Consider the following 9,069-nt stretch of genomic DNA (forward strand, 5'->3'; position numbering starts at 1 on the left):
CCCCCCCCGCCCCCCCCCCCCGGCGGCCCCGTCGGGGGGACCCACCCCGAATGTCGCGCCCGCCGGCGCTCCGCGCCCGGACGATCTAACCTTCGACGCCGCCGACGCCACCGTCGCGCTGATCGCGCTGTCGGCCAAGATGCGGCTGGACCAGATTGAGGCGCTCGACTCCATCGAGACCATCACCGACGGTGCGTCCTCGCGCCGCAACCAGATGCTGGTCGACCTCGGGTCCGAGCTCAACCTCGGCGCCATCGACGGTGCGGCCGAGGCCGACCTCGGTGCGCTCAAGGGTCAGGTCACCAAGCTGGCCCGCACCTACAAGCCGTTCGGCCCGGTGCTCACCGATGCGATCAACGACCAGCTGCGGACCGTGTTCGGTCCGTCCGGGAAGCGTCCGGCCTACATCGCCGAACGTGTCGGCAAGGCATGGGAACTCGGCGCAGGCTGGGCCAAGCACGTCACCGTCGAGGTCGCGCTGGGCACCCGTGAGGGAAGCAGCGTGCGCGGCGGCAGCCTCGGTGGTCTGCACGACGGCGCACTCGCCGATGCCGCGACCGTCGACAAGGTGATCGACGCCGCGGTCGCCGCGGTGGCCGCCCGCAAGGGCGTCGCCGTCTCGCTGCCGTCGGCGGGCGGTGGCGGTGGCGGCGTCGTGGACTCCGCGGCGCTCGGCGAGTTCGCCGAACAGGTCACCGGCAGCAACGGTGTGCTGGCCAACGCCGCACGTCTGGTGCTGGGCCAGCTGGGCCTGGACCAGCCGGTCACGGCGCCCCCGACGGCGACGGACGCCGAGCTGATCGACCTGGTCACCGCCGAACTCGGTTCGGACTGGCCGCGTCTGGTCGCGCCGGCGTTCGACGCTCGCAAGGCCGTCGTGTTCGACGACCGCTGGGCCAGCGCCCGCGAGGACCTGGTCAAGATCTGGCTCGCCGACGAGGACGACGTCGACCGCGACTGGCCGACGCTGTCCGAGCGGTTCGAAGGCGCCGGCCATGTCGTTGCGACGCAGGCGAACTGGTGGCAGGGCAAGGCGCTCGCCGCGGGCCGCAACGTGCACGCAACGCTGTTCGGCCGCATCGCTGCGGGTGCTGAGAATCCGGGTAAGGGCCGCTACAGCGACGAGGTCGCGGTGGTCACCGGTGCGTCGAAGGGTTCGATCGCCGCGGCGGTCGTGGGGCAGCTGCTCGACGGGGGCGCCACGGTCGTGGCGACCACCTCCCGCCTCGACGACGGCCGGCTGGAGTTCTACAAGAAGCTCTACCGCGACAACGCCCGCTACGGCGCGACGCTGTGGGTGGTGCCCGCCAACATGGCGTCGTACTCCGACATCGACGCGCTGGTGAAGTGGGTCGGCACCGAACAGGTCGAAAGCCTTGGGCCGCAGTCCATCCACCTCAAGGACGCCCAGACCCCGACGCTGCTGTTCCCGTTCGCCGCGCCGCGGGTGGCCGGCGACATGTCCGAGGTCGGCGCGCGCGCCGAGATGGAGATGAAGGTGCTGCTGTGGGCCGTGCAGCGGCTCATCACCGGACTCTCCTCGATCGGCGCCGAGCGCGACATCGCGTCCCGCCTGCACGTCGTGCTGCCCGGTTCCCCGAACCGCGGCATGTTCGGCGGTGACGGCGCCTACGGCGAGGCCAAGGCTTCGCTTGACGCGCTGGTGGCCCGTTGGAATGCGGAATCATCTTGGGCGCAACGGGTTTCGCTGGCACACGCACTGATCGGCTGGACCAAGGGCACCGGGCTGATGGGGCACAACGACGCCATCGCCGGTGCGGTCGAGGAAGCGGGCGTGACCACGTACACGACCGCGGAGATGGCCGCGATGCTGCTGGCGCTGTGCGACATCGAATCGAAGGTCGCCGCGGCCCGTCAGCCGATCAAGGCCGACCTGACCGGTGGTCTCGGGGACGTCGAGCTCGACATGGCCGCGCTGGCCGCCAAGGCCCGCGAGGAGATGTCCGCCGACACCGTCGACGAGGACGACGCACCGACGCCCGGCACCATCGCCGCGCTGCCGTCGCCGCCGCGGGGCTACACGCCCGCGCCGCCGCCGGAGTGGGCCGACCTCGACGTCGACCCCGCCGACCTGGTGGTAATCGTCGGCGGCGCCGAACTCGGCCCGTACGGTTCGTCGCGCACCCGCTACGAGATGGAGGTCGACCACGAACTGTCGGCCGCCGGTGTCCTCGAATTGGCCTGGACCACAGGCATGATCAAGTGGGAGGACGATCCGAAGCCGGGGTGGTACGACACCGCCAGCGGTGATCTGGTGCCCGAAGAGGAGCTCGTCGAGCGCTACCACGACGCGGTCGTCGAGCGGTGCGGTATCCGCGAGTTCGTCGACGACGGTGCGATCGACCCCGATCACGCCTCGCCGCTGCTCGTCAGCGTCTTCCTCGACAAGGACTTCACGTTCGTGGTGTCCTCGGAGGACGAGGCGCGGGCGTTCGTGGAGGTCGATCCCGAGCACACCGTCGTGCGCCCGGTGCCGGACTCCTCGGACTGGCAGGTGACCCGCAAGGCGGGCACCGAGGTCCGCGTTCCGCGCAAGACCAAGCTGTCCCGCACGGTGGGCGCGCAGATCCCGACCGGCTTCGATCCGACGGTGTGGGGTATCACGCCCGACATGGCCAACTCGATCGACCGGGTGGCGCTGTGGAACATCGTCGCGACCGTCGACGCGTTCCTGTCTGCCGGCTTCACCCCGACCGAGCTGATGCGCTGGGTGCACCCCAGCCTGGTCGCCAGCACGCAGGGCACCGGCATGGGCGGCATGACCTCGATGCAGACCATGTACCACGGCAACCTGCTCGGCCGGAACAAGCCGAACGACATCCTGCAGGAGGTCCTGCCGAACGTCGTTGCCGCACACGTGGTCCAGTCCTACATCGGCTCCTACGGCGCGATGATCCACCCGGTCGGCGCCTGCGCCACCGCGGCGGTGTCGGTCGAGGAGGGTGTCGACAAGATCCGGCTCGGCAAGGCCGAACTCGTGGTGACCGGTGGCTTCGACGACCTGACGCTGGAGGCGATCATCGGATTCGGTGACATGGCGGCCACCGCCGACACCGAGATGATGCGCGCCAAGGGCATCAGCGACTCGAAGTTCTCCCGCGCCAACGACCGGCGCCGCCTCGGCTTCGTCGAAGCCCAGGGCGGTGGCACGATCCTGCTGGCCCGTGGTGACCTCGCGGTCAAGATGGGTCTGCCGGTGCTGGCGGTCGTGGCGTACGCGCAGAGCTTCGCCGACGGTGTGCACACCTCGATCCCGGCTCCGGGTCTGGGCGCACTCGGCGCCGGACGCGGCGGCAAGGACTCGATGCTGGCGCGGTCGCTGAACAAGCTCGGGGTCGGTGCCGACGACATCTCGGTGATCTACAAGCACGACACCTCGACGCTGGCCAACGATCCCAACGAGACCGAACTGCATGAGCGGCTTGCGGATTCGCTGGGCCGATCGGACGGCGCACCGCTGTTCATCGTCAGCCAGAAGACGCTGACCGGGCACGCCAAGGGCGGCGCGGCGGTCTTCCAGATGATGGGCCTGTGCCAGGTCCTGCGCGACGGCGTCATCCCGCCGAACCGCAGCCTGGACTGCGTCGACGACGAGATGGCGACCTCCGGACACTTCGTGTGGCCGCGGGAGACCCTGCGGATGGGCGAGAAGTTCCCGCTCAAGGCCGGTCTGGTGACCAGCCTCGGCTTTGGTCACGTCTCCGGGCTGATCGCGCTGGTGCATCCGCAGGCGTTCCTCGCCACGCTCGCCCCCGAACAGCGCGACGACTACGTCACGCGGGCCGAACAGCGCACGCTCGCCGGGCAGCGCCGGTTGGCGTCGGCGATCGCCGGTGGGCGGCCGATGTACGAGCGGCCTGCCGACCGCCGGTTCAGCCACGACGGGTCCGAGAAGCGCCAGGAGGCGGCGATGCTGCTCGACGCGTCCTCGAGGCTCGGCGACGGCGACGTGTACGTCCGCTGATAGCGTTCCGCGCGTGGCGATAGTCGGAGTGGGCATCGATCTGGTTTCCATTCCGGATTTCGCCGAGCAGGTCGACCGGCCGGGCACCGTCTTCGCGGAGACGTTCACCCCGGGAGAGCGCCGCGACGCCGCCGACAAGAGTTCGTCGGCGGCGCGGCACCTCGCGGCCAGGTGGGCGGCCAAGGAAGCGGTCATCAAGGCGTGGTCGGGCTCGCGGTTCGCCAAGCGGCCCGCCCTGCCGGAGGGTATCCACCGCGACATCGAGGTGGTCACCGACATGTGGGGCAGGCCGAAGGTGCGGCTCACCGGCGACATCGCCGAGCACCTCAGCCACGCGACGATCCACGTGTCGCTGACCCACGAGGGTGACACCGCGGCCGCCGTCGCGGTGATCGAGGAGCCCTAGGCGGGCTTCACATCCCGCGCACGGGGTACTCGTGCGGTTCGTATGTCACCGAACCGTGAGGACCAACCGTGAGTGAGGAAACCAGCCAGCGGCAGCTGGGGGACTCGGACAGCCCCATCGAGGACGCCCTCGAACACGCCTTCCGCCGCATGGTGGACGAGGGCACCCAGCGCCTGCACCGCAGCTGGCGCGAGGTGCTCGTCACCGGGTTCTTCGGCGGCACCGAGATCGCCGTCGGCGTCCTGGCCTACCTCTACGTGCTGCACGAGACGCAGAACCCGCTGCTGGCGGGGCTGGCGTTCTCGATCGGGTTCCTGGCCCTGCTGCTGGGCCGCAGCGAACTGTTCACCGAGGGTTTCCTGGTGCCGGTCACCACCGTGGCCGCCAAACGCGCCAGCGTCGCGCAGCTGTGCAAACTTTGGGGCGGCACGCTGGTCGCCAACCTCGTCGGCGGCTGGATCCTGATGGCGCTGATCATGGCGGCGTTCCCGAAGCTGCACGAGCAGACCATCGAATCGGCAGGCCATTACGCCACCGCCCCGCTGTCGGTGCAGACGTTCTCGCTCGCGCTGCTCGGCGGCATGGTCATCACGCTGATGACGCGGATGCAGCACGGCACCGACTCGGTGCTCGGCAAGATCGCCGCAGCCGTCGCCGGTGCGTTCCTGCTCGCCGGGTTCCAGATGTTCCACTCGATCCTGGATTCGCTGCTGATCTTCGGGGCACTGATCGCCGGGGACGCGCCGTTCGGGTACGCCGAATGGCTGGTGTGGTTCGGGTACACGCTGGTCGGCAACATCATCGGCGGGCTGCTGCTGGTGACGCTGTTGCGGCTGCTGCGCAGCAAGGACCGGCTGCAGGAGGAGCGCCGGGACGCCGAAACCGACTAGGTGGGCGCGACCAGTCACAGATTGGCGTTCCGTGGGCCGTCTTCACACGAATCTGTGTCTGCTCGCGCGGCATCGGTGAGCAACTACGCTCGTGACCATGAGTGATGTGGTGGCGCGGGTGCGGGAGGTTCTGCCGTCGGTCCGGTCCGATCTCGAGGACCTGGTCCGCATCGAGTCGGTGTGGGCGGATCCCGCGCGACGCGACGAGGTGCAGCGCAGCGCGCGGGCGGTGGCCGACCTGCTCGGCGCCGCGGGCTTCGACGACGTCAACATCGTCGCCGAGGGTGGTGCACCGGCAGTGATCGCCCGCCACCCCGCACCGCCCGGTGCGCCGACGGTGCTGCTCTACGCCCACCACGACGTCCAGCCCGAGGGTGACCGCGCCCAGTGGTCGTCGCCGCCGTTCGAACCGACCGAACGCGACGGCCGGCTCTACGGCCGCGGCACCGCCGACGACAAGGCCGGTATCGCAACGCATCTCGCGGCGTTCCGCGCGTTCGGCGGCGAACCGCCGGTCGGGGTGACGGTGTTCGTCGAGGGCGAGGAGGAGTCGGGATCGCCGTCGCTGGCCAACCTGCTTGCCGTGCACAAGCATTCACTGGCCGCCGACGTCATCGTGATCGCCGACTCCGACAACTGGAGCACCGACCGGCCCGCGCTGACGATCTCGCTGCGCGGGCTGGCCGACTGCGTCGTCGAGGTGGCGACCCTCGACCACGGCCTGCACTCGGGGCTGTGGGGCGGGGTGGTGCCCGACGCGTTGAGCGTGCTGGTGCGGCTGCTGGCCAGCCTGCACGACGACGACGGCAACGTCGCGGTCGAGGGCCTGCACGAGGGCAGTGCCGCCGACGTCGACCGCGGGAAGGACTGGGTGCGCGAGGAATCCGGGTTGCTGCCCGGGGTCTCCGAGATCGGTTCGGGCTCAGTGGTGGAACGCCTCTGGGCCAGACCGGCGATCACCGTGATCGGCATCGACACCACGCCGATCGACAAGTCGTCGAACACCCTGATCCCGCGGGCCCGCGCGAAGATCAGCATGCGCGTCGCCCCCGGCGGCGATGCCAAGGCCCACCTCGACGCGCTCACCCGCCACCTGGAGGCCCACGTGCCGTGGGGTGCGCAACTCACCGTCACCCCAGGCGATGTGGGTCAGCCCTACGCCATCGACGCCTCCGGCGCTGTCTACGACGCCGCACGCGCCGCGTTCGAACAGGCGTGGGGCGCCGAACCGGTCGACATGGGCATGGGCGGATCGATCCCGTTCATCGCCGAATTCGCCGGCGCTTTCCCGGATGCGACCATCCTCGTCACCGGCGTCGAGGATCCGGGCACCCAGGCGCACAGCATCAACGAGAGCCTGCACCTCGGGGTCCTCGAGCGCGCGGCGACCGCGGAGGCGCTACTGCTGGAGAAGCTCGGCTCGTCCTAGACCGACAGATCGCGGCGCAGTTTGGCGACGTGACCGGTGGCGCGCACGTTGTACTGCGCGACGGCGATCTTGCCGTCCTCGTCGACGACGAACGTCGAGCGGATGACACCCTGGACGGTCTTGCCGTACATCGTCTTCTCGCCGAAGGCGCCCCACGCGGTGAGCACCTCCTTGTCCGGGTCGGACAGCAGTGGGAAGGTCAGGCCCTCGGCGTCGCGGAACTTCGCGAGCTTGGCCGGCTTGTCGGGGGAGATGCCGATGACGTCGAGGCCGGCCTCGCCCAGTTCGGCCAGGCTGTCCCGGAAGTCGCATGCCTGTTTGGTGCAGCCCGGGGTGGCGGCGGCGGGGTAGAAGTACACGATGACCTTGCGGCCCTTGTAGTCCGAGAGGTTGACGGTGTTCCCGTCGGCGTCCGGGAGGCTGAAGTCCGGTGCGGCGTCGCCTACCGCCAGGCGAGGGGTCTGAGGCATGGCTGTCCCTTCTGGTCGACCGGTGCCGTCGGCGTCACACCGGCTGATCTAGGGTAGTTCCGCAGGACGGGGACCAGACTGGGGACCCAGCACGGGAGTTGGAGGACAATCGTGGCGGACCGGGATCCCGAGGCCATCAAGAAGGACATCGACGCGGCCCGCGACCAGTTGGCGCTGACCGTCGATACGCTGGCCGAGCGTGCCAACCCCCGTCGGTTGGCCGACGACGTGAAGGCCCAGTTGATCCGATTCGTCTCTCGCCCGCCCGTGGCGGCGTCACTGGCCGGCGTGACCCTGCTCATCGTGGTGGTGGCGGTGCGCCGCCGCTGAGGTTGGTCAGCGCCGCCGGGACGGCAGCAGCCATTCGACGAGGGACGGCCTCGGCGGATTGGCGCGCAGGCCGATCCGGCTGCAGCTCACCACCGCGACCGGGGCGGACGTGCCGGTGCGGTCACCCGGTGCCGGGAACGGCACGGTCGGAATGTGCGCTGGCGTCATCAGCTAAGTCCTTGATCGTTCGGTGCGTGGCAGTGGCAAAACCGTCAGCTAACGCGTGACGGTACCAGTCAAGTTCTCGACTGGCCAGTTCGTTGCCCGAAAACGCTCGATGTGCGCTTCCCTCGGCAACCTTAAGGTGGTCCGCTGGCGTACCACGATAAGTCGTATTATGGCTGGTCAGCACATTGCGCCCGGAAGCCGGCCAAGGGTGAAGCAGGAGGACTCGATCCTCCCGTGCGGCAAGCCGAACCGACTGCCTACCCGCGTGACGGCCTTCGGTGCGACAGATGGCGAATTCTTTAGATCCCTGAACGTCGTCGCTGGCCGGTGCTTGTGGAGCGAGTCGTGACGACGCCGTCGTTGCATGCGCGCGCGCTCGGCTCTCGGACGAGGCCCGTTTCCTCGGAAGATAGGGCTCTCAGCCAAATTTAAGGAAATTTCGCCAACGGGGTCGTCAATTACGTGTCGTTCGCTTACTCTCACCCGAGGCGTCATACAGCAAATCTCGTATATGGGTGAGCGGCTCCGGCTGCGGCTCAGTACCGGACACGGCTCGAGCCGCCTGGATCCGGGTCATATACGAGAGGAATTCCGTGGCGGGTAGGCATCGCAGCAGTGGCAAGGGTCAGCACCGACGCAAGGAGGAGGGGCCACGCGTTCTTCCGGTGTCGGGCTGGCTGAGCGCGGGGGCGGTCACCGTCGCGATGGGTGCGGCGATGATCGCCGGTGCCGGATTGGCACAGGCCGATTCGACCTCGGGCAGCGAATCCTCCTCGACCTCACAGCCGGCCAAGGACGATACTGGCGCGTCCACTGACGGCGCTCAGTCGTCACGGGACGACGGGGCCAAGGAAACCAAGACCGCCGGCGAGAACACCGAGAGACCGCGCGGACACGCTCGCCGCTCGAAGGACGACGACGACTCGAAATCGATCCGGGACTTGAGAAGATCGCTCGCGGACTCATCGCGGTCATCCGGTGACGACGGTTCAGATGCGGCGACGACCGGCACCGGCAGCCCCGACAACGAGGGCGCCGCATCCGATGACGACACCGCCTCTGCAGGTGACGCTGCCAACCGAACCCTGGTGGTACCGGCGGCGAGAACGCCCGCGAAGTCTTTGACTCGACAGGATCCGGCTGTCGTGATCGGAAACGTCGTCGGGCTGTTCGTCGGCAATGGCACCGCTGATCGCCCCAACGCGGGGCTGCTGCTCGGCAACGGCTTCAGCTATACCGCAGCCACATGCGCGCAGAGCACGGTGTGTACCGGTGGCCACGGTGGTCTGCTGATGGGCAACGGCGGCAACGGTTTTCGCGGCGGCAACGGCGGCCACGCCGGGCTCATCGGTAACGGTGGCGAGGGCGGGGCGGGGGGGGGGGGGGGGGGG

Annotated in this window: 7 protein-coding genes and 1 pseudogene; 6 read left to right on the forward strand and 2 right to left on the reverse strand. The window is 69.2% G+C overall.

Features of this window, described 5'->3' with window-relative positions; translation table 11 throughout:
- From AU194_RS28585 to AU194_RS28600, 4 genes are all read left to right on the forward strand, one after another.
- Positions 1 to 3,985: beta-ketoacyl synthase N-terminal-like domain-containing protein (locus tag AU194_RS28585; protein ID WP_304438561.1), on the forward strand; the 3,985-nt coding region annotated here is incomplete at its 5' end.
- Between the two features lie 13 nt (positions 3,986 to 3,998).
- Positions 3,999 to 4,391 (forward strand): holo-ACP synthase, encoded by a 393-nt coding sequence (locus tag AU194_RS28590; protein WP_059092635.1) that lies wholly within the window; start codon positions 3,999 to 4,001, stop codon positions 4,389 to 4,391.
- A 68-nt stretch (positions 4,392 to 4,459) separates the two neighbouring features.
- Positions 4,460 to 5,281 (forward strand): formate/nitrite transporter family protein, encoded by an 822-nt coding sequence (locus tag AU194_RS28595; protein WP_059092636.1) that lies wholly within the window; start codon positions 4,460 to 4,462, stop codon positions 5,279 to 5,281.
- 97 nt (positions 5,282 to 5,378) lie between these two features.
- Positions 5,379 to 6,710 carry a dipeptidase gene (locus tag AU194_RS28600; protein ID WP_059092639.1) on the forward strand — a complete coding sequence of 444 codons (1,332 nt, stop codon included), beginning with the start codon at positions 5,379 to 5,381 and terminating at the stop codon, positions 6,708 to 6,710.
- On the opposite strand, the gene bcp is transcribed toward AU194_RS28600, so the two are convergent.
- Complete coding sequence (gene bcp, locus AU194_RS28605) at positions 6,707 to 7,180, reverse strand: thioredoxin-dependent thiol peroxidase (RefSeq protein WP_059092637.1); 474 nt, start codon at positions 7,178 to 7,180, stop codon at positions 6,707 to 6,709. The two genes, AU194_RS28600 and bcp, sit on opposite strands and share 4 nt — an antisense overlap.
- A gap of 111 nt (positions 7,181 to 7,291) precedes the next feature.
- Here bcp and AU194_RS28610 point away from each other — a divergent pair, with 111 nt between their 5' ends.
- Complete coding sequence (locus AU194_RS28610) at positions 7,292 to 7,510, forward strand: DUF3618 domain-containing protein (RefSeq protein WP_059092638.1); 219 nt, start codon at positions 7,292 to 7,294, stop codon at positions 7,508 to 7,510.
- Between the two features lie 6 nt (positions 7,511 to 7,516).
- Here the strand turns inward: AU194_RS28610 and AU194_RS32050 are convergent, their stop codons facing one another.
- On the reverse strand, positions 7,517 to 7,678 hold the full coding sequence (locus tag AU194_RS32050) for a hypothetical protein (RefSeq protein WP_157576576.1): 162 nt from the start codon (positions 7,676 to 7,678) through the stop codon (positions 7,517 to 7,519).
- 665 nt (positions 7,679 to 8,343) lie between these two features.
- On the opposite strand from AU194_RS32050, the pseudogene AU194_RS28615 reads away from it, so the two are divergent.
- Positions 8,344 to 9,069: pseudogene (locus AU194_RS28615) on the forward strand (hypothetical protein); the annotation flags it as partial.

This window comes from Mycobacterium sp. GA-2829, assembly GCF_001499965.1.
Classification (GTDB): Bacteria; Actinomycetota; Actinomycetes; order Mycobacteriales; family Mycobacteriaceae; genus Mycobacterium.

Excerpts from the sequence above, each read along its gene's own strand:
- AU194_RS32050 (WP_157576576.1), bottom strand. The coding sequence starts at position 7,678 with ATGACGCCAGCGCACATTCCGACCGTGCCGTTCCCGGCACCGGGTGAC.
- bcp (WP_059092637.1), bottom strand. The coding sequence starts at position 7,180 with ATGCCTCAGACCCCTCGCCTGGCGGTAGGCGACGCCGCACCGGACTTC.
- AU194_RS28600 (WP_059092639.1), top strand. The coding sequence starts at position 5,379 with ATGAGTGATGTGGTGGCGCGGGTGCGGGAGGTTCTGCCGTCGGTCCGG.